Annotated in this window: 17 protein-coding genes; 11 read left to right on the top strand and 6 right to left on the bottom strand. The window is 74.4% G+C overall.

Annotated features, from left to right (window positions below; translation table 11 throughout):
- Nucleotides 1-27 precede the first annotated feature (27 nt).
- On the bottom strand, nt 28-1,173 hold the full coding sequence (locus ACIQVT_RS20295; protein WP_403755262.1) for an acyl-CoA dehydrogenase family protein: 1,146 nt from the start codon (nt 1,171-1,173) through the stop codon (nt 28-30).
- A gap of 236 nt (nt 1,174-1,409) precedes the next feature.
- Between ACIQVT_RS20295 and ACIQVT_RS20290 the strand changes: the two genes are divergently transcribed.
- From ACIQVT_RS20290 to ACIQVT_RS20245, 10 genes are all read left to right on the top strand, one after another.
- Entirely contained in the window at nt 1,410-2,561 is a 1,152-nt protein-coding gene (locus ACIQVT_RS20290) for an isopropylmalate synthase (RefSeq protein WP_403755259.1), read from the top strand.
- Between the two features lie 71 nt (nt 2,562-2,632).
- Nucleotides 2,633-2,818: a lysine biosynthesis protein LysW gene (locus ACIQVT_RS20285; protein WP_403755256.1), complete on the top strand. Its 186-nt coding sequence runs from the start codon at nt 2,633-2,635 to the stop codon at nt 2,816-2,818.
- Nucleotide 2,819: 1 nt separating this feature from the next.
- Nucleotides 2,820-3,668: a RimK family alpha-L-glutamate ligase gene (locus ACIQVT_RS20280; protein ID WP_403755253.1), complete on the top strand. Its 849-nt coding sequence runs from the start codon at nt 2,820-2,822 to the stop codon at nt 3,666-3,668.
- The gene (gene argC, locus ACIQVT_RS20275) at nt 3,665-4,723 is read left to right on the top strand and encodes an N-acetyl-gamma-glutamyl-phosphate reductase (RefSeq protein ID WP_403755250.1); all 1,059 of its coding nucleotides are present in this window, start codon (nt 3,665-3,667) and stop codon (nt 4,721-4,723) included. Before ACIQVT_RS20280 ends, argC begins: the two co-directional genes overlap by 4 nt.
- Nucleotides 4,720-5,523 carry an acetylglutamate kinase gene (locus ACIQVT_RS20270; RefSeq protein WP_403755246.1) on the top strand — a complete coding sequence of 268 codons (804 nt, stop codon included), beginning with the start codon at nt 4,720-4,722 and terminating at the stop codon, nt 5,521-5,523. Before argC ends, ACIQVT_RS20270 begins: the two co-directional genes overlap by 4 nt.
- Before the next feature lie 11 nt (nt 5,524-5,534).
- Nucleotides 5,535-6,098: a type 1 glutamine amidotransferase gene (locus ACIQVT_RS20265; protein WP_403755243.1), complete on the top strand. Its 564-nt coding sequence runs from the start codon at nt 5,535-5,537 to the stop codon at nt 6,096-6,098.
- A gap of 57 nt (nt 6,099-6,155) precedes the next feature.
- Nucleotides 6,156-7,274: a Glu/Leu/Phe/Val dehydrogenase dimerization domain-containing protein gene (locus ACIQVT_RS20260; RefSeq protein WP_403755240.1), complete on the top strand. Its 1,119-nt coding sequence runs from the start codon at nt 6,156-6,158 to the stop codon at nt 7,272-7,274.
- A complete protein-coding gene (locus ACIQVT_RS20255) occupies nt 7,271-8,926 on the top strand; it encodes an AMP-binding protein (protein ID WP_403755237.1) in 1,656 nt (551 codons plus the stop codon). Before ACIQVT_RS20260 ends, ACIQVT_RS20255 begins: the two co-directional genes overlap by 4 nt.
- A gap of 132 nt (nt 8,927-9,058) precedes the next feature.
- Nucleotides 9,059-10,345, top strand: a complete 1,287-nt coding sequence (locus ACIQVT_RS20250) for a pyridoxal phosphate-dependent aminotransferase (RefSeq protein ID WP_403755234.1) — start codon at nt 9,059-9,061, stop codon at nt 10,343-10,345.
- A gap of 39 nt (nt 10,346-10,384) precedes the next feature.
- The gene (locus tag ACIQVT_RS20245; RefSeq protein WP_403755231.1) at nt 10,385-11,302 is read left to right on the top strand and encodes a fumarylacetoacetate (FAA) hydrolase; all 918 of its coding nucleotides are present in this window, start codon (nt 10,385-10,387) and stop codon (nt 11,300-11,302) included.
- Here ACIQVT_RS20245 and ACIQVT_RS20240 read toward each other — a convergent pair.
- Nucleotides 11,260-11,634 (bottom strand): MerR family transcriptional regulator, encoded by a 375-nt coding sequence (locus ACIQVT_RS20240; protein ID WP_403755228.1) that lies wholly within the window; start codon nt 11,632-11,634, stop codon nt 11,260-11,262. The genes ACIQVT_RS20245 and ACIQVT_RS20240 overlap by 43 nt on opposite strands.
- A gap of 63 nt (nt 11,635-11,697) precedes the next feature.
- Here ACIQVT_RS20240 and ACIQVT_RS20235 point away from each other — a divergent pair, with 63 nt between their 5' ends.
- Nucleotides 11,698-12,906, top strand: coding sequence for an MFS transporter (locus ACIQVT_RS20235; RefSeq protein ID WP_403755226.1), 1,209 nt, complete (start codon nt 11,698-11,700; stop codon nt 12,904-12,906).
- Nucleotides 12,907-13,083: 177 nt separating this feature from the next.
- On the opposite strand, the gene ACIQVT_RS20230 is transcribed toward ACIQVT_RS20235, so the two are convergent.
- The 4 genes from ACIQVT_RS20230 to ACIQVT_RS20215 all read right to left on the bottom strand — a co-directional run bounded on the left by ACIQVT_RS20230 (nt 13,084) and on the right by ACIQVT_RS20215 (nt 20,522).
- Nucleotides 13,084-15,849 (bottom strand): SWIM zinc finger family protein, encoded by a 2,766-nt coding sequence (locus tag ACIQVT_RS20230; RefSeq protein WP_403755223.1) that lies wholly within the window; start codon nt 15,847-15,849, stop codon nt 13,084-13,086.
- The gene (locus ACIQVT_RS20225) at nt 15,846-18,701 is read right to left on the bottom strand and encodes an SNF2-related protein (RefSeq protein ID WP_403755220.1); all 2,856 of its coding nucleotides are present in this window, start codon (nt 18,699-18,701) and stop codon (nt 15,846-15,848) included. The genes ACIQVT_RS20230 and ACIQVT_RS20225 overlap by 4 nt, the downstream gene beginning before the upstream one ends.
- A 97-nt stretch (nt 18,702-18,798) precedes the next feature.
- Nucleotides 18,799-19,380 carry a sugar kinase gene (locus tag ACIQVT_RS20220; protein WP_403755218.1) on the bottom strand — a complete coding sequence of 194 codons (582 nt, stop codon included), beginning with the start codon at nt 19,378-19,380 and terminating at the stop codon, nt 18,799-18,801.
- Nucleotides 19,377-20,522, bottom strand: a complete 1,146-nt coding sequence (locus ACIQVT_RS20215) for an ROK family glucokinase (RefSeq protein ID WP_403755215.1) — start codon at nt 20,520-20,522, stop codon at nt 19,377-19,379. The genes ACIQVT_RS20220 and ACIQVT_RS20215 overlap by 4 nt, the downstream gene beginning before the upstream one ends.
- Between the last annotated feature and the right edge of the window lie 101 nt (nt 20,523-20,623).

The raw sequence follows: 20,623 nt of genomic DNA, 5'->3' as shown, positions 1-20,623 counted from the left end.
CGTCAGCGCTCCTCGAGTCGGGCATGGTCAGCCGAGTTCCAGCAGGGAGGCCGCGATCACCGGTCGCAGCACCTCGGTGCCGCCCCCGGTGCCGGCGAAGAACAGCGCGTCGCGGTGCGCCCGTCCGGTCAGGCTGCCGCTGTCGAGGCCGAGCGGCCCGGACAGGCGCGCGGCCGCCTCGGTGACCGTGCGCACGGCGTCCGCCACGAACAGCCGGGCGGCGGCGGCGTCCTGGTGCGAGGGTCGGCCGCCGGAGTCGAACTGCGCGGCGGCCCGGTACAGCATCCCCTCGGCCAGCTCGCACCGCGCGGCCAGGTCCGCCAGGGTGAAGCGGACGGACTGGTCGTGGTGGAGCGGCCGGCCGAAGAGCCGGCGTTCGCGGGCGCCGTCGACGGCGTCCCGGGTCAGCGCGCGGATCAGACCGAGCCAGGGCGCCCCGGAGAAGACCCAGTCCAGCGCCGCGAGGAGCGGTTCCACCTCGTCCGCGGCGCCGCCGACGGTGCCCAGCACCGCGGTGCCGGGCACCGTGCAGCCGTCCAGGACCAGCCGGCCCCAGGGGCAGGTCGGCATCGCGGCCGGGCCCGCCTCGCCGACGCTCAGTCCCGGAGTGGCCCGGTCCACGACGAACGCGGTCCGCCCGCCGTCGTCGTGGGCGGCGACGATCAGGAAGTGGCGGGCCACGGGGGCGCCCGCGACCAGGTCCAACTCACCGGTGAGCACCCAGCCGTCCGGGCCGTCGGCGGCGGGCCGGGCGGTGACGGCGGGAGTGACGGAGGCGCCCTGGGTCTGCTGGAGCGACAGGGCTCCCACCCACTCGCCGGACGCCATCCGGGGCAGGTACCGCTCGCGCTGCCGGGGGCTGCCGAAGGCCCGCAGCGGCACGGTGGCCAGCACCGCGTGCACGGCGAACACGAGGGCGAGACCGGGGTCCCGGGCGCCCTCGCCGAGTCCCGCCAGCAGGGCGGCCGTCTGTGCGGCGGACAGGCCGCCGCCTCCCAGGTCGCGCGGTACCAGCGGGCCGGCGAGGCCCGGGCCGGGCCCGGCCGCGGCCAGTTCGGCGAAGAGTCGTGGGTCCCAGCGGCGGTCGCGGTCGCGGTCGGCGGCGGTCGGTCCCGCGACGCGGCCGGCGAGCTCCCGGGCCCACTCGCCTGCGGCGGAATGCGGTATTTCCATTCGAACTCTCCATTCCCAGATGCTGAAAACGGGCCCGATCACCATAGCCAGCCGTTCGAATGGTTCCCCGGGGGAATGCGAGATTTTTCGGCGAGCCTGCGGAGAATTCACAGAACTGACCCCGGCTCACCTCGCATCACAGTCCTTGACAATGCTCTGACACAGGGTCCGTTGTTTCCTGACATGGCGCCCTCCACCATGGTTGTCGGCCCTGCAAGAAGGAGGAGGAAAACGCAATGGCAGTAGAAGAGCACGGGGGAAGCCTTCCGAGGCTGCCTCGTCTGTCCGACGCAACGCTGCGGGACTCCGCGCACATGGCCGGCGTCGAGTTCGGCCCCGAGGACGCCGCGGTCATCGCGGATCTGCTGGTGCGGACCGGCATCGAGCTCGTCGAGGTCGGCATGGTGTCCGGCCCGGGCTCCAAGGACGCCGACCTCGTCCTCGCCACCCATGAGGCCGTCGGCCCCGAGCGCAGCATGACGCTCGTCGTGGTCCGCGACCGCCAGCAGGTCGCGAAGGCCCTCGACGAGGCCGAACGCCTCGGCGTGCGCCACATCATGTACTCGATCCCCACCTCCGAGCAGCACGCGAAGCTCAAGCTCGGCTCGCCCAGCGCCAAGTTCCTTCACACCCTGGCCCGTTCGGCGATCTCGCAGGCCAAGGAGCGTGGCTTCCACGTCACCTTCAGCGGCGAGGACGGCGCCCGGACGCCCAAGGAGCGCCTCGTCCCCTATGTCACGGCCGGCTTCGAGGCGGGGGCCGACCGGTTCCGGCTCGCCGAGACCGTCGCGTTCCTGTCGCCCTGGCAGATGGAGGAGGTCATCGCCGACCTCACCGCGATCGACGGCTCCGAGATCGAGATCCACTCGCACAACATGCTCGGCATGGCCGTCGCCAACTCGCTCGCCGCCGTCCGCGCGGGCGCCCAGTGGATCTCGGCGACCGTCGGCGGGATCGGTGAGCGCGGCGGCAACGCCCCGCTGGCCGAGCTGCTCACCTCGCTGCGCGTGGTCCACGGCGACACCCGCTTCGACCTGAGCCACCTCACCGAGCTGTCGCGTGTCGCCCTGAAGGGCGCCGGTCTCGGCGACGCCTTCCAGTCCGGCCCGACCACCCCGCACGCCTTCGCCTACGAACTGCCGGGCCAGCTCACCCACCCGGAGGCGTACGAGACGCTGCCCGCCGAACTCGTCGGCAACACCCGCGAACTGCGGGTCCGCACCCGTCTCACCCCCGCCCTCGTCAAGTGGGCGCTCACCGACTCGGGTGTCTCGGTCGACATCGACGCCTTCACCCCGTGGCTCACCGAGCGGCAGGAGCGCGCCGGCGGTCCGCTGCTGGACCGGGACACGATCCGCAAGGCCGCCGTCGACTTCCAGGCCGTCTGAACCACTCCCCCACACCGGGGCGGTCCCGCCCGCCCCAGCCCCGAATCCCACGAAGAGACCGGAGTTGATCCATGTCCACCGCCACCCTCACCGGCGACTGCCCCGAGTGCGAGACCGACCTGACCGTGCCGCCGATGGTCCAGGGCGAGACCCTGTCCTGCCCCGAGTGCATGCTCACGCTGCGCGTGGAGGACATCCAGGACGGCCGGCTGTCGCTCCAGATGGTCGAGGTGCAGCTGCGCGACTGGGGCCAGTGAGATGACCCGGAGAGTCGCCATCGTCGCGGACCGGGTCGGCTGGGAAGAGCGCGAACTCATCCGCCGCGCCCCCGAACTGGGCCTCCAGGTCGACTGGGTCAATGACGAGTCCCTGTGCCTCGGGAACGTCCAGGACCCCTCGGTCGACGGCTACGACGCCCTGCTGATCCGCAGCCGCAGCTACACCCGGGGCGGGTTGCTCGCCACCCTGGCCGAGTCCGGCGGCGTGCCCGTCCTCAACTCCGCCGCCGCCATCCACGCCTGCGAGAACAAGCTGGTGCTGCGCGCCGTGCTGCGCTCGGCCGGCGTACCGGTGCCGGACTTCCGGCTCGCCCTGTCCCGCAAGGACTTCACCCGGGCGCTCGACGAACTGGGCCTGCCGGCGGTGCTCAAGCCGGTCTACGGCGGGATGGGCAAGCGCGTCACCCTGGTCCGCGACGCCGACCTGGCCCAGTCCGTCTACGACTACGTCGAGGACCTCGGCCACGCCTTCGAGCAGGCCTGCCTGGTGGAGCCGTACTTGGGCGGCGGCTCGGTCCGCTGCCTGGTCGTCGGCCGGGAGATCGTCGCCGCGGCCGAGTTCGAGAGCGCCGGGGCCGACTGGCGCAGCAACGCGGCGCTCGGCAACCAGAGCCGCGCCCTCGCCCACGACCCCGAGGTCCAGAAGCTCGTCGACGGTGTCGTGGACCGGCTCGGCGAGGGGATCTACGGAGTCGATCTCTTCAAGACGCCGTCGGGCCACCTGGTCAACGAGGTCAACCACGCCCCCGCCTGGCGAGGGGTGGCGTCGACCACGGGAGCGGACATCCCGTCGGCCATCGCCCGTCACCTCCAGGAGATACTCGCATGATCCGCGTGGGAATCGTCGGCGCCTCCGGGCTGGCCGGCGGTGAACTGATCAGGCTGGTGAGCCAGCACCCGGAACTCGAACTGACCTTCCTCGGCGGCAACGCGAGCGCCGGCCGGCGCCCGGCCCAGCTGCATCCCGGGCTCCGTCTCGACCTGGGTCTGACCGTCGAACGCGTCACCGCGGACGCCGTGGCCGAGCGGTGCGACGTGGTGTTCCTCGCCACGCCCGCCCCGGCCTCGGCCGAACTGGCCGCTCTCCTCGCCGACCGCGTGCCGTGCGTGATCGACCTGAGCGGTGCCTTCCGTATCCGCACCCGCCGGCTGCACGAGCGCTGGTACCCCAAGGCCGCACGGTCGGACGCACTCGCCGACCGCTTCGTCTACGGCGTACCGGAGCTCGTCGGCGACCAGCTGGCCGACGCCTCGCTGATCTCCGTGCCCGGCTGCTACGCCACGGCGATCACCCTCGGGCTGGCCCCGCTGACGCTCGGCCTCGGCCTGAACCTGAGGACCGTGGTCGTGGACGGCAAAAGCGGTTCCAGCGGCGGCGGTCTCCAGCTGCGCGTCCCCGACCTGCACCCGCTGCGCAACGGCGCCATCGCGCCGTACGCCCCCACCGGGCACCGGCACGCCGCCGAGGTCAGCGACTTCCTGGAGCACAGCAAGCCCGGCACCGTCGGTTCGCTGACGATGTCGGCGTACGGGGTGTCGCACGTGCGCGGACTGCTGGCCAGCGCCTACGTCTTCACCGACGACGAGGTGGACGGCCGCGAGCTCCAGCGGGCCTACCTGCGCTTCTACAAGGGGCACCGGTTCGTGCGGGTGCGGCGCCACACCGAGACGCTGATCCCGGTGCCCGATCCGCAGGCGGTCCTGGGCTCCAACTTCTGTGACGTGACGGTCCTGCACGACGAGGAGGGCGGCCGGATCGTCGTCCTCGCCGCCCTCGACAACCTCGTCAAGGGCGCGGCGGGCCAGGCCGTCCAGGCCATGAACATGCGGTTCCGGCTCCCCGAGGAGACGGGTCTGACGATGCAGCCGGTGATGCCCGCATGAGCGCGACGACCGCACGGCGGACACCGACCGTGGTGAAGCTCGGGGGCAGCTGCCTCGACGACCTCGCCGGCGCCTGGTGGGACGACCTGGCCCGGCACGCGCAGGAGCGGCCGCTGGTCCTCGTGCACGGCTGGTCCAAGCCGCTGAAGAGGCTCAGCGCCCGCTACCACGAGCCGTCGGCGATCCTGCGCGACCGGTACGGCAACCAGAGCCGCTGGACCACGCCCGAGGTCATCGAGGACATCAAGACGGTCAGCGCCGAGCTGGCCGAGTCGGTCCTCGGGCGGCTCGAACGGCGCGGGGTCACCGCGGAACGGCTGCTCGGCAGTGACGGGCTCGTCAGCGCGGGCGAGGGCGAGCGCTGGTGGTGGCGGGAGAAGCAGCTCGTGGAGCTGGAGAACCTCGTCGGCCCGATCACCGGTGTGGACCCCTCCGCGTTGAAGAACCTCCAGCCCGGCCACGCCTACCTGGTCACCCCGCTCGCCCGCAACGCGGCCGGGCAGGAGGTGAACACCGACGCCGACCGGGCAGCGGCCGCCGTCGCCGGCGCGACCGGCGCGAGGGACCTGGTGCTCGTCACCGACGTGGCGCACCTGCTCGTCGACGGCGAGCCGGTGCCCCGGATCACCGCGCGGGCCGCCGCCGAGTTCCGGGACAAGGGCGCGACCGGAGGCATGCGCAAGAAACTGCGGGCCGCCGGCGAGGCCCTGGAACGGGGCGTGGAACGCGTCGTCATCGGCAGCGCGCCGGTCACGGACCTGCTGGCCGCCCGCACCGGCACCGTCATCACCCGAACGTGAGGAGCACGCGCGTGGCGAAGTCCCGTGTACTCGTGGTCAACAACGGAACGCTGTCGCTGAAACAGCTGCGCGGGCGTTTCGAGGAGCTCGGCTCCGACACCGACGTGGTCGACGCGGCCTCCGTGCCGGCCCGGCTCGACGGCCGCCACCAGGCGATCGTCCTGAGCGGCACCAAGGTGCGGGCCTACGACCGCGACTTCTACAAGCCGCTCGTCGACCTCGTGATGACCGCCGACGTCCCGGTCTTCGGGATCTGCGGCGGCATGCAGATCCTCGCGGTCTCGGCGGGCGGCCGGCTCGCCGAGGGCCCCCAGCGGGTCGGCGGCTTCGACGTCCAGGTCGACAAGGAGGAACCGCTCTTCACCCATGTGAAGCCCACGGTGACCGTCTTCCACCGGCACACCCTCTATCTCCGTGAGGCGCCCGCCGGCTTCCGCTCCATCGGGCGGTCCGAGCACGCGCCGGTGGAGTTCCTGAGCTCCGACGACGGCCGGATCCTCGGCTCGCAGGCGCACCTGGAGTTCCGCAGTGACGGCCTGGAGATCCTGCGGGGCTTCGCCCAGCTCTACCAGTGATGCCGCGGGCGGACCCGTCCCGCCCTTCTACACCCCAGGAAAGGACCTGACTTGACCATGAGTGATCTGGAGAACTCTCAGCCGCCGGCGTTCACCGTGCACCTCAACGGCAGCGGCGGCGCGCTCAAGGGCTGGGTCGTCGTCGACTCCCTCCATGACGGCCTGGCCATGGGCGGCGTACGGATGACCGCCGGGGTCACCGAGGAGGAGGTCGCCGGGCTCGCCCGCGACATGACGCACAAGTTCATCCTGGCCGGCCTGCCCATCGGCGGGGCGAAGGGCGGCATCGTCTCCGACGGCGGCGACCGCGAGGAGACCTTCCGCACCTTCGGCCGTACCGTCAAGCCGCTGCTGCACGGCGGCATCCACCTCGGCATCGACATGGGCGTCACCCCCGCCGACCGGGCCGTCTTCTTCGACGAGGCCGGTTACGATCCCCGCTACCGGCTGGGTGCGCCGGACATGCCCATCGACTGGCGCACCTACTACGAGCCCCTGATCGACTGCACGGGCCACGGTGTCGGTGTCGCGGCGGTCACCGCCCTGGAGGCGAGCGGCCGCACCGGACCCGCCCGGGTCGTGGTGCAGGGCTTCGGCGCGGTGGGCCGGGCCGTCGCCCGGTTCCTGGAGGACCGCGGGCACGTGGTCGTCGGTGTGGCCGACGTGCACGGCACCATCAGCGCGGACCGGCTCCCGGTGGCCGACCTGGTCGCCGTCACCGACGAGTTCGGGCTGATCGACCGCTCCCGGCTGCCGCAGCACGTCACCGTCTCCACCGAGCCGGACGCCTGGCTCGACGTCGACGCCGACCTGCTGGTCCTGGCCGCACAGAAGTACGCCCTGAACGCCGGCAATGCGCACCGGCTGCGGGCCGCCCTGGTCGTGGAGGGCGCGAACCTCGCCTCCAGCGACGAGGCGCGCGAGAAGGCGCGGGCCTCGGGCGCCACGCTGGTACCGGGCGTGATCGCCAACATCGGGGGTGCCGGCTCGGCCGCCCTGGCCGTCACCCGCGTCGTCCCCTTCGACCTGGCGGCGGACGCCCGCAAGGCGTGGGTCTTCGACTGGATCGGTGACCGCGTCCGCCGCAACACCCGGGACCTGCTGGAGATAGCCGGCGCCCGCGCCGGCGACCCGCTGCCCGAACTGCTGGAGACCCGGCGCAAGGAGCGGGGATGACCTCGACGACCACCGCCATCCTGGCCACGGCGTCGGCCGCGGACCGGATGGCCGAGTACCGGCGGCGCGGCTGGTGGCGGGACGAGACCTTCCTCGACGACCTGCGCCGCCAGGCGCGGGAGCGGCCGCGCAAGCTGGCCATCGCCGGGCGCCGTCTCGACGAGGCCCGCACCGACACCCTCGACTACGCCGAACTGGCGCGGCTGACCGACCGGTTCGCCGTGGCACTGCTCGAACTGGACGTGCGGCGCGGTGACGTGGTCGCCGTGCAGCTGCCCAACCGGTGGGAGATGGTGCCGCTGATGTTCGCCTGCATGGCGGTCGGCGCGGTCATCTGCCCCATCGCGCCGGTCTGCCGGGAGGAGGAGCTGCGCCACCGTCTGGCGCTCACCGAGGCCAAGGTGTGCGTCACGGTCCCGGAGTGGGAGGGCTATCCGCTCGCGGAGACCGTCGCCGCCCTCCAGGGCGAACTGCCGCTGGAGCACGTGGTGGTCGTCGACGGACACGCCCCCGAGGGCGCGGTCGACTTCCACGACCACTTCCTGGCCACCCCCTGGGAGAAGCAGCGCGCGGCCGAGCTGGAGGGCCGTCAACTGCGTCCCGACGAGCCGTTCGTGGTGCTGTTCACGTCCGGCACGACCGGGTTCTCCAAGGGAGTGGTGCACAGCCAGAACACGGTGCACTCGGGTGTGCGCGGCTACGTGGACACCTTCCTGCTCCGTGACGACCTGGTGGCCGTCGTCACCACCCCGCTGGTGCACTACTCCGGCTTCGGCCAGGGTGTCCTCGCCGGGGTGATGCTCGGCGGGACGATCGCCTTCCAGAACGGCCCGGACCACGCCGGCCTGCTGGACCTGGTCGAGCGGTACGGCGCCACGCTGCTGTACGGCCCACCACCCACGCTCTCCGGCGTCGCCAGGGCCCAGCGGGTCGACCCGCACGACGTGTCCAGTCTGCGCCACACCGTCACCGGCGCGGCACCGGTGCTCCAGCAGCTGGTGGACGAGTTGCGCCAGACGCTGGGAGCGCGCACGTACTCGGTGTGGGGCATGTCGGAGTTCGGCCCCGTGACCATCAGCCGGCTGGACTACAACCAGGACTGGGCGGCGCACAGCCACGGCAGGCCCATCGACTCCATGGAGATCCGCATCGACCTGTGCCACGACCCGAGCCGGCGGGCCGCGGTGGGCCGACTGCGGGTGCGGGGCGCGTCCCGGGCGCTCGGCTACTACAAGCAGCAGGACGTCTTCGACGCCGAACTCACCGAGGACGGCTGGTTCGACACCGGTGACGTGGCGCGGGAGGACGGCCGGGGCGGCATCCGCATCCTGGGCCGGGCCAAGGACACGATCCTGCGGGACGGGATCGTCGTACCGATGGCCGAGCTGGAGGCGATCATCTCCCGGCACCCGAAGGTCGCGGACGCCGCCCTCGTCGGCCCGCACGGCACGGTCGACGACCCGATCCTCGCGGTCGCCGTCCCGCGCGGCGGCGCCACCCTGACGCTGGAGGACATCCGCGCCCACCTGAAGGAGGCCGACCAGGACCCCCGCTTCTACCCGGAGCGCCTGGAGGTCGTCGCGGCCCTGCCCAAGACGCTCACCGGCAAGGTCCGCAAGGTCGAACTGCGGGAGCGTTTCGCCGGGTCGTGACCTCCCGTCCCCCGCTCCGCCGGCGGAGTCCCCCTTACGCCCCCTCACTCCGCCGGCGGAAGCACCCTCCCCCGTCCCCCCGTCTCCCGTCCGCTCCCCGATCCCGTCCCAGCTCGACCGTTGGAGCCCACCATGACCGCACCCGTGCCCGTGACCATGTCGGCGACCCTGGCCGCCGACGAGGTGCTGGCCCGTCGGCGTCGCGCCGGGGAGCAGGTTCTCTCCCTGGCCGGCGGTGAGATCGGCCTGCCCGTGCTGCCCGCGCTGCGGGACCGGCTCGCCGAGGCGGCGGACCGCAACGCCTACGGTTCGGTGGCGGGCAGCCCGGCACTGCGGTCCGCGGCCGCCGGCTACTGGGAGCGCCGCGGCCTCGCCGTCGACCCCGGTCTGGTGGTGTGCGGTCCGGGCAGCAAGCCGCTGCTGTTCGCGCTGCTGCTGGCCGTCGGCGGCGACGTGGTGGTGCCGGTGCCCAGCTGGGTCAGCTACGCGGCGCAGGCCCGGCTGGCCGGGGCCCGCCCGATCGCGGTCCCCACCCTGCCGGGCGAGGGTGGTGTGCCCGACCCGGAGGCGCTGCGCGAGGCGGTGGCCCTCGCCCGGGCCGCCGGGCGCGACCCGCGGTGCGTGGTGGTCACCCTGCCCGACAACCCCACGGGCACCGTGGCAGGGCCGGACACGGTCGAGCGCCTGGCGCGGGCCGCCCGGGACCTGGACCTCGTCATCGTCTCCGACGAGATCTACTGCGACCTGGTCTTCGACCCGGCGGACCGCGCCGTCTCCCCGGCGGTGTTCGCGCCGGAGCGGACCGTCGTCACCACCGGTCTCACCAAGAACCTCGCGCTCGGCGGCTGGCGGCTCGGCGTCGCCCGGCTGCCGGACGGCCCGCTCGGGCACGAGGTGCACGCCCGGCTGGTCGGCATCGCCAGCCAGATCTGGTCGAGCACCGCGGCGCCGGTGCAGGCCGCCGCGGCCTACGCCTTCGGCGAGCCGCCCGAGGTGGTCGCGTACGTCGCCGCCGCGCGGCGGTTGCACGAGGCGGTGGTGCGCGCGGTGGCCGAACGGTTCACCGCCGTCGGCGCCGAACTGTCACCCGTGCGGGCCACCTGCTACCTCTACCCGGACTTCGAACCGCTCCGGGAGCACCTCGACGCGGTCCACGGGGTGCGCGGCGGCGAGGCGCTGGCCGCGCTGCTGGCCGAACGGTACGGGGTGGGCCTGCTGCCCGGTACCGCCTTCGGCGAGTCCGGGCACGCGCTGCGGGTCCGGGTCGCCACCAGCCGGCTCTACGGCGACACCGACGCCGAACGCTTCGAGGCCCTGTCCGCCACCGACCCCACCCGGCTGCCCTGGATCAGGGCCTCGACGGACCGCGTCGCCGAGGTCCTGGCCGATCTCGCCGGTCCCGGCCGGCCCACCTCCTAGAACACGCCACCACCCACCCACCGAGGAGAGCCCAGCACGATGTCCATCCTCTTCGAATGCGAGTACAAGGGTCTGCGGTACGCGGGCGTCGGCCTGCCGACCCCCGGCCGGCCCCACGTCCTGTACCGGGTCACCGAGGACCAGGTGCGCGCCGCCGTCATCGCGGGCGGCGGTCCCGAGGCGGTCATCGCCGCCGTGACCGACGGCGCCGAGACGGTCGAGGTGACCACCGGCGACCCCGAGCTGCGGTTCCTTCCGCCGCTGCTGCCCACCACCACCAACAACGCCCTGGTCAACGGCTTCATGGGCACCCACCGCTCCAAGTTCGACCACGACCCGTCCCCCGACGAGCAGTTCACCCCGCCGAACTACTACCTCAAGGGGTTCGGCTCCTGGCTGCGCATGCCGGACGAGCCCCTGGTCACCCCGGCCGATCCCGTCTGGCTGCTCGAGGAGCCGGAGGTCGCCCTGGTCCACGTCAACGACGACGAGGGCGTGCCGCACTACGCCGGCTACACCTTCGGCAACGACCTCAACGACATCGGACTGCACCGGAAGAACCCGTGGGCCTGGACGCCGTACGCCAAGCTGTGCGAGACCTCGCTCACGCCGTGGCTGTTCCTCGACGCGCCGCCCCGGACCGTGACCGGACGGGTCACCGTCGAGCGGGACGGCGCCACGGCCTGGGAGGGGGACTTCTCCTGCGGCGGTGACTCCCTCTACCACCGGATCGAGGACATGACCGCCCACGTCCTGTCCTACCCGCTGCTGCGCCGGCCCGGACTGGTGAACTACCTGCTCCTCGGCGCCGACAAGGCCACCTTCCACGACGGGTTCCGCATCGAGGACGGCGACCGGATGGTCATCGACGTGACCAGCCACGGCGTCGTCCTGGCCAACCCCGTCCAGTGCGGTCAGACGGCCGCGGCGGACTCACGGCGGACGGCCTCGAGGTAGCCGGAGATGGCCTCCCTGCTGCGCAGCAGGCACTCGATGCGGTCGGTCATGCGCTGACGTTCGCCCTCCAGGGCGGCGATCGTCTCCGACGTGGCGTCGGAGACGTGGATGGCCCGGGGGTCGTTGATGCACGGCAGGATCTGCCTGATGATCCGCGTCGGCAGGCCGGCCTCCAGCAGTCCCCTGATCTGGAGGACCCGGTTCACACAGCCCTCGGGATAGTCCCGGTAGCCGTTGGGCGCACGGTCGGCGACGAGCAGCCCCTGCTCCTCGTAGTAGCGCAGCAGCCGACGCGGGGTTCCGGTCCGCTCGGACAGCTCCCCGATCCGCATGTGACCCACCTCATTCGCAAGAGCTTGACATTCACACCGATGTGAGGGTTCGAGGATACAACCATGTCGACATCCCAGACAGAGCTGCTGAGCACCTCCGCTCCAGCAGCAGACAATCGGAAGCTGCCCCTCTCACCGCTTCTGGCTCTGGCCACAGCAGCCTTCATGGGGATTCTGACCGAGGCACTCCCGGCGGGCGTGCTTCCCGAGATGGCGCGGGACCTGTCGGTCAGCGAGTCCGCGATGGGCCAGGCGCTGACGGTCTACGCCATCGCCACCGGCGTGGCGGCCATCCCCCTGTCGGTCACCACGGCGGCCTGGCGGCGCAAGCGCCTGCTCCTGCTGGCCGTGACGGCCTTCGCGGTGGCCAACACGGTCACCGCCCTGTCCTCCAACTACCCGCTGACGATGGCCTTCCGGCTCATCGCCGGTGTCGCCGCGGCCGCGGTCTGGGCCGAACTGGTCGGGTACGCACGGCGGCTGGCACCTCCGCACCTCCAGGGCAGGGCCATCGCCATCACCATGGCCGGCGTCCCGCTCGCCCTGTCACTGGGCATCCCGCTCGGCACCTTCCTCGGCGGACTGTTCGGCTGGCGCCTGACCTTCGGCCTCGTGACACTGGTCTCCGTGGCACTGCTCGGGTGGATCAGCGTGTCGGTCCCGGACGCCGAGGGCCAGCGGCCCGGGGCGCGTGAACCCATCCTGAAGGCGCTGTCCCTCCCGGGGGTCGCGGCGGTGCTGTTCGTGGTCGCGGCCTACGTGCTCGCCCACAACATCCTGTACACCTACATCGCGACCTTCCTCGACGCGTACGACATGGGCGGCTCCCGCGACATCGTGCTGCTCGTCTTCGGCATCGCCTCGGTGGTGAGCATCTGGATCACGGGTGCGCTGGTCGACCGGAAACTGCGCCAGCTGACCATCGTCAGCAGCGCCCTGTTCCTGGTCGCCTCCCTGCTCCTGGCGGTCCTTGCCGACAACATGGTCGTGGTCTACGCGGCGATGGTGCTGTGGGGCCTGGGCTGGGGAGGCGTCACCACCCTCCTCCAGACCGCGGTCACCGACGCCGGAGGGGACCGGGGGCAGGCCCTGCTGGTCACCACGTGGAACTCCTTCATGGCCGGCGGCGGGGCGGCCGGCGGCATCCTCCTGGACGGTCTGGGCGCCAAGTCCTTCCCGTGGAGCGTGGCCGCCCTCATGGCCCCGGTGCTCCTCGTCGTGGTCGCCGCCCGCAAGCACGCCTTCCCCTCCGTGCGGCCGGGTTCCGACTGAGACGTCGGGCCCGACGGAACCGCACCCCCATGAACGCGTCACGCACCGGGAGTTCGATCTCGCCATCCCCCGCCGGGACACTCCCCGCGGGACGCTGACGAAGACCCCGTACCCAGCACTGCCGGGTACGGGGTCTTCCCGTGTCCGCGGCGCGGGACCCTCGCCGCCGCCCTGCCGTCAGGGGCCGTCCGGCGCGCCGAGTCCGGTGAGAGCACCCACCGGGTCGAGGTCGGAGGTGCCACGGGGCCACCAGTCGTCCCGGCCGGGCTCCGACTCGTAGGCGTACCACAGGCCGTCGCGGCCCAGGCGGAGCTGGACGTGGCCGCGCGGGTGGGTGAGGCGGTTGCGCCAGGGCCGGAACGCCGGGAGGTCGGCGGCGAGCAGCAGCGGGCGGGCCCGGTCGAAGCGGCCGGCCGGCGGATCCCAGGGCTCCTCCAGGACGGCCAGTCCCTCCGCGCCGCCCTGCCGCCAGGCCGCGACGGCCCGCGCGAGCTCGGCCGGGGTGCGGCCGGCCGCACCGGCCAGCGCGGCGTACAGGGCGCGGCTGCCGGCGGTCAGCCCGGAGCCGGGGCGGGCCGCGGCGAGGCGCACCGCGTCCTGCCACAGGGTCAGCCCGCCGACCGGATCGCGTCCGGTGGCGAGCAGCGCGTGGGCGCGGGCGGCGGCGTCGGTCGCCAGCTGGTCCAGCGCGAAGGGGTCGGGACCGCCGGGCACCGACGGGTACACCGGGGGCTGCCCGGGGTGCGGCGGCACCGGCAGCGGCGGGGGCGGCGGCGGCAGCCGACGCGGGGCGAGCGCGTCGGCGGCCCGGACGCCGGGCAGGGACTGCGGCCGGTGGTCCTGGGCGGCGCGCGCCGCGCGGGCCGCGCTGCGCCGGGACAGCGCGTCGAGCAGTTCCCTCTCGCCCCGGCCGCGGAGCAGGAGCAGCACGAACGGGTCGGCGTCGAGGAGCCGTGCCGTCTGGTAGCAGAGGGCGGCGGCGTGCTTGCAGGGATGGCCGGAGTCGGGGCAGCTGCACCGGGGGGCGAGGTCGCCGGGGCCGGGCAGCAGGCCGACACCGCGGTCGGCGAGCGAGTGGGGCAGCTCCTTGTCGAGCAGCGCCGCGATGTGTCCCGGCCGGTCGGCCGCCGCGTCCAGGAAGCGCTCCCAGTCCTCGTCCTCCAGGGTCCGCAGCCGCACCTGAACGCGGTAGGGGCGGGGTCGGCTGCCGCGCACGTACGCCAGGACCAGGCCCGGGGTGACGGTGATCGCGTCCACGTGGCCCTGGTCCGCGTAGCCACGGCCGCGGGCCAGCCGCTTGGGGTCCAGCGCCCCCCGCTCCAGCGCCTCCACCCAGGCGTTGCCCCACCAGGTCGCCGCGAACGGCTGCTCGTCCCCGCCGGTCCCCCGGGGCCCGAACGCGGCGAAGGTGCGCCGCAGTTCGGTGTCCCGGTGGGGGGTGGCCATGGTGGCGGGCGCGTGCGCCACCCCGGCCCCACCGACCACCGGCACGGACACGGGCAGGGGGACGGCGCTCGGGGACGCGTCCTGCGGAGACGCGGACGCCTCCCGCGACGGCCCGACCGACGGGGACGCCTCTCGCGGGTGCGCTGCCGGCGAGGGGGCCACCGACGGTGACGCGGCGGACGGGGGCGCGACGGACGAGGGCACGGCGGGCGAGGGCGCGACCGACGGGGGCGCGACGGGCGGGGACGCATCCGGGGGAAGCTCTCCGGGCGCGGACGCCTCCTGCGAAGGCCCGACCGACGGGGACGCCTCTCGCGGAGGCGCTGCCGGCGAGGGCGCGACGAACGGGGACGCGTCCGGCGAAGGCGCGACGAACGGGGACGCGTCCGGCGAAGGCGCGACGGTCGAGGGCGTCTCTTGCGTAGGCCCGACCGACGGGGACGCGTCCGGCGAGGGCGCGACGGACGACGGCCCGGTCGACGGGGGCGCGACGGACGGGGGCGCCTCCTGCGGAAGCTGCCCGGGCGCGGGCGCCTCTTGCGAAGGCCCGACCGACGGGGACGCGGCCTGCGCGGGCGCGGCCGACGCGGGCGCGGCCTTCGAAGACGCGACCTGCCACAGTGCGGGCGCCGGGCGGTCGGGAGCGGGGCGGGCGGGCTCGGGAGGCGCGGAGCCGGGGCCCGGGGACGTGGGCGTGGGCTCGGCCGCCGAAGACGGTGGCTCGGCGGGTGCCGTCTCGGCACGGGGCGGTTCCCCTGATCCCGTCGCCGGGGTCCCGGCCGCGCCCGTCGCCTCCCGCTCCTCCGGCTCCTCGGGCGCGTCCGCCCACGTGGGCATCCGGAAGGCGTTAGCCAGGTAGTGCCGCATGTCCTGGACGGCACCGGTCCGCGCGCCCGCGCCGCGCTCCCCCGGCGCGGACGGGGAACCGATGCCGGCCGGGCCCGGGCGCGGCGGGACACGCCGCCCGCCCCGGTGCTCCTCCGCCTCCGCGCGCAGCGCCTCGCGCCGTGCCGCGCGCAGCGCCTCCCGGGCGACGTCACCGGGACGCCCGCCGGAGGCGCCGGCCGGAGGCGCCTCCCGCCCCGCGGTGCCGGCGTCGGCCGCCGGTGCCGGGCCGGAGGCCGGCGGCACACCGTTGTCCCGGCGGGTGGCGACGGCGGCCCTGAGCGCCGCGCGGGCGGCCTCGGCCGCGTCCGGCTCGCAGGCGCCGGCATCGGGACCGGCCGGCCGCGGCCCCCGCACCCCGTGATCCGCGCCGTCCGCCACCGCCCGCTCGTGCCCGCCGACCGTCCCGGTGACGCCGTCCTCCGCGGCCCGCGCGTGCGTCGCGTCGCCGGGCCCCGGGTCGGCGGCGCCGGAGACACCCGTCGTGTCCGTGTCCGTGTCCCGGTGCGCGTCCGCGTCCGTCGCCGGGGGCCGGGGGCCGGCCTCGGCGCGCTCCCTGGCCGCCCGCAGGGCGCGGCGGGCGGCGTCGCCGGGACGGTCGGCGGCCGTCACGGGGTCCTCCGCAGGGAGACCAGGTCGGACAGTTCGCGGTCGGTCAGTTCGGTGAGCGCGGCCTCGCCGGAGCCGAGGACGGCGTCCGCGAGGGCCCGCTTGGCGGCGAGCATCTCGGCGATGCGGTCCTCGACGGTGCCCTCGGTCACCAGGCGGTGGACCTGCACGGGCTGGGTCTGCCCGATGCGGTAGGCGCGGTCGGTGGCCTGTTCCTCGACGGCCGGGTTCCACCAGCGGTCGAAGTGGACGACGTGGCCCGCGCGGGTCAGGTTCAGGCCGGTGCCGGCGGCCTTGAGGGAGAGGACGAGGACCGGTGTCTCACCGCTCTGGAAGCGGTCGACCATGCGCTCCCGCTCCGGCACCGGCGTACCACCGTGCAGCAGGTCCATGGGGATCGCGCGCGCGGACAGGTGGGCGGCGAGGAGGCGGGCCATGCCGACGTACTGGGTGAAGACGAGCGCGGAGCCGTCCTCGGCGAGCAGGGTGTCCAGCAGCTCGTCGAGGAGGGCGAGTTTGCCCGAGCGGGCGGCCAGGCCGTCGGGGCGCGGCTGTTCCTTCAGGTAGAGCGCCGGGTGGTCGCAGATCTGCTTGAGGGCGCCGAGCAGCTTCAGCACCAGGCCGCGGCGCGCCATGCCCTCGGCGGTCTCGATGGCCAGCATCGACTCGCGCACCACCGCCTCGTACAGCGCGGCCTGTTCCCGGGTGAGCGGCACCGGGTGGTCGGTCTCGGTCTTGGGTGGCAGTTCGGGGACGATGCCGGGGTCGGACTTCTTGCGGCGCAGCAGGAAGGGGCGGACCAGGCGGGCGAGGCGTTCGACGGCCTCGGTGTCCTCGCCGTTCTCCACCGCGCGGGCGTGCCGGGCGCGGAAGGACTTCAGCGGGCCGAGCAGGCCGGGGGTGGTCCAGTCGAGCAGGGCCCACAGTTCGGAGAGGTTGTTCTCGACGGGGGTGCCGGTGAGGGCCACGCGCGCGGGGGCGGCGATGGTGCGCAGCGCCTTCGCGGTGGCCGAGTAGGGGTTCTTCACGTGCTGGGCCTCGTCGGCGACGACCATGCCCCAGGGCTGCCCGGCGAGCAGCGCGGCGGCGGAGCGCATCGTGCCGTACGTGGTGAGGACGAAGCCGCCGGCCTGTTCGGGCAGGGCGCGGTCGGGGCCGTGGAAGCGGTGGACGGGGACGCCGGGCGCGAACCGGGTGATCTCGCGCTGCCAGTTGCCGAGGAGGGAGGCCGGGCAGACCACGAGGGTGGGTTCGGGGCGGGCCCGCTTGAGGTGCAGGGCGATGAGGGTGACGGTCTTGCCGAGGCCCATGTCGTCGGCGAGGCAGCCGCCGAGGCCGAGGGAGGTCATCAGGTCGAGCCAGGCGAGGCCGCGCAGCTGGTAGTCGCGGAGGGTGGCGTCCAGGCCGGGGGGCGGGTCGGCGGGGTGCAGGCCCGCGGTGAGGCGGTCGCGGAGGGCGGCGAGCGCGCCGGCGGGCACGGCCTCGACGGTCTCGCCGTCGACCTCGGCGGTGCCGGTGAGGGCGACGGACAGCGCGTCGACGGGGTCGAGGAGGCCCAGTTCGCGCTTGCGGGCCCTGCGGACGAGGGCCGGGTCGACGAGCACCCAGCGGTCCCGGAGCCGTACGACGGGACGGTGGGCCTCGGCGAGGACGTCCATCTCGGCCTCGCTGAGCGGGTCGCCGCCCAGGGCCAGCTGCCAGCGGAACCGGAGCAGGTCCTCGCCCTCGAAGAAGCCGGTGCCGTCGGTCGCGGAGCCGGGCGCCGGGCGGATCACCGCGGCGGCGGTCAGGTCGCGGGCGAGGTCGCGGGGCCAGTGGACGGCGACTCCGGCGGCGGCCAGCCGGCCCGCGGCGACGCCGAGCAGGTCGCCCAGTTCCTCCTCGGAGAGGGCGAGGACATCGGGGACGTCCCGCAGGGCGAGCCGCTCCAGGGGCGGCCACACGCGGGCGGCGCGCCGGACGGCCAGGGCCGCGTCGACGCGCGCGCGGGGGCCGAACGCCGCGTCGGCCTCCCCGGCCCACAGGGCCGCCGCGTCGGCCACCAGGGTGGGGTCGGCGAGGCTGTGCACCTGCACGACGGCGGCGCCGGCGGCGCGCGCGTCCTCTTCGTGCGCGCCGGCGTCGAACACGTCGTAGGCGGACAGGTCGAGGCGGAGCGAGACGCGGACGCCGGCGTCCATGCCGGCGGCGACCTCGGCGGCCCAGGCGTGGGCGCCGGGCAGGGTCTGCGGCTGGCGGGCGGCGAACGGGCGGCCGGCGGCGGCGAAGGCCGCGGCGGTGCGGGGCAGCGTGTCGGCGACCGCGTCCAGGAAGGCGCGGACCAGGGCCTCGGGCTCGGGAAGCCGGAGCGCGCCCGGGCCGGGGAGCGGCACGGCGTGGCCCTCGGGCGGCAGGGCGGCGGCGATCGCGCGCAGGTGGGCGATGTCGTCGGGTTCCAGCGGGCCGGCCCGCCAGGCGTCGTGGCCGCCGGGGGTCAGGCCGGGCAGCAGCCGGCCGCGGGCGACGAGCCGCAGGGCGTGCAGGGCGGCGGCACCCCAGCAGACGGTGGCCGGGTGGGCGGCCGGGTCGCGACGGGCGTGGACCAGCAGGGGCAGGGCGTCGGCGAGCGTCAGGGTCAGCGCGGGGACCTGTCGGCGGCGCACCCCGGCGCCGTGGGGCCGTACGACCGTCAGCTCCTGGGTGTCGGCGCCGGCCGCGGGGGGCAGCGGGTCGCCGTCGGGGTCCCAGAAGGCGAGGCGGCCCTGGCGCGGGAGGGGCGCGGGAAGGTAGACGGACGCGAGGCGGACGGGGACCGGGTGCCCGGTGTCCGTCCGCGGGCCGCCGCCCGTGCGCTCCGCCGCCGCCGTGCCGTTCATCCGTCCCGTCACCTCCCGTCCCGTGCCGCTCCGCGATGTCTCCGACTCTACGGGCGGGGTCTGACAACCGGCTCCGCGGGCGGGGCGGGGCCGCTGGTCAGGGGACCGTGCGGGAGACGACGAACACCATCGGGCGGTCCGGGTCGGACAGGTTGACGACCACGTCCTGGGTGGGCGCCGGGTTCTTCTGCGCGTGGGTGAGGCCGCGCCAGGGGCCGGGGCCGGTGAAGGTCCAGCCGCTGACCTTCCGGTCGCGTTCGCCGACGGTGATGTCGTCCTTCCGCAGCTGGTCCCGGCGCGCGCCCATGGTCTCCAGGAAGCTGTCGAGGCCGGCGGGGTTGGTGCGGAACTGGACGTAGAGGCGGCTGGTCTTCCAGTTGTTGGTCTCGTAGTAGGCGATGTGGTCGGCAGGGTGGGGGACGCTCACCTGGTAGAGGCGGCGCTGCACCTTCGACGGCCAGCCGGGGGTGAGGCCGGTCGCCGAGTACTTCTCCTCCTTGTCCTTGCCGCTGTTGCGGCTCTGGTTGGCGGAGATCACCAGGTAGCCGGCCGGTACGCCGATCAGCAGGACGATGATCAGCAGGGTGAGCGCCCGGCGTCTGGTCTTGTGGCGCGGGTCCTCCGCGGGCCGCCGGGGTTCGTCCGGCGGGGGTGCCTGGCGGGGCAGGGCCGCGGTCACGCGGTGTCCCGGTCGCGGCGGGCCTGGGTGTAGCGCTCGTAGCGCTCGGAGCGTTCCACGCGGCGGCGTTTGGCGCGGCGGAACCGGCGGGCGACCAGCCGGGCCAGGTCGGCGGCGCCGACCATGCCGGCCTCGGGGCCGAGCTGGGCGCGGGTGATGCGGGCCTCGGGCCGGTAGCCGCGGCCGGTGAGGTGGCGTCGGAAGGCGTCCCGGGCCGGGCCGATGAGCAGGTCGTCGGCGGCCGAGACACCGCCGCCGATCACGAAGCAGGAGGGGTCGAGGGCGGCGGCCAGGTTGGCGATGCCGACGCCGAGCCACTGCCCGATGTCCTGGAGCAGTTCCACGCACATGGCGTCGCCCTCGCGGGCCAGCTCGGTGATCATGGGGCCGGTGATGTCGCCGATGCTGCCGTTGACGTGCTCGATGATGCCGTAGGCCACCGGGGAGTCGGCGGCGGCCAGCTCCCTGGCCTCGCGGACGAGCGCGTTCCCGGAGCTGTACTGCTCCCAGCAGCCGCGGTTGCCGCACGGGCAGCGGTGTCCCTGGGGGACGACCTGCATGTGGCCGAACTCGCCGGCGACGCCGAACTTGCCGCGTTTGACCTGGCCGTCCTCCAGGATGGCGCCGCCGATGCCGGTACCGAGCGTGATCATGACGAGGTGGTCCTCGCCCCGGCCGGCGCCGAAGCGCCACTCGGCCCAGGCGGCGGTGTTGGCGTCGTTGTCGACCAGGACGGGCACGGAGAGCCGGCTGGCGAGGCGGTCGCGCAGCGGCTCGTTGCGCCAGGAGAGGTGGGGGGCGAACAGGACGCGGTTGCGGTCGGCGTCGACCCAGCCGGCGGCGCCGATGCCCACCGCGTGCACGTCGTGCCGGTCGGAGAGGTCCAGGACGAGTTCGGCGATGGTGTCCTCGACGACCTCGGGGCTCTTGGACTTGTCCGGGGTCTCCGTGCGGAGCTTCTCCAGGATGTTGCCGTCGGCGTCCACGACGCCCGCCATGACCTTGGTGCCGCCGATGTCGATGCCGACCGTCGGCACCCGGGGCGCGGTCAGGTGGGACCGGCGTTCGCGGGTGCCGACCGTACGGAGCACGGGGGCCCGGCGGGAGCCGATGGGGGCGGTGAGGTCGCGGTAGGTGCTCATCGCTTGTCGATTCTGCCGCACGCTCACGCTCCGTGCTGCGCGGGGCGGGACGCGGGGCGCCCGCCGGGTCGCGGACGGGCCCGGCGCGGCCGGCCGTGTCC

The organism is Streptomyces sp. NPDC100445 (genome assembly GCF_044759735.1).
Lineage (GTDB): Bacteria > Actinomycetota > Actinomycetes > Streptomycetales > Streptomycetaceae > Streptomyces.
Note: the sequence above shows the minus strand (reverse complement) of the source record. Positions and strands in the feature narration are given on the sequence as shown.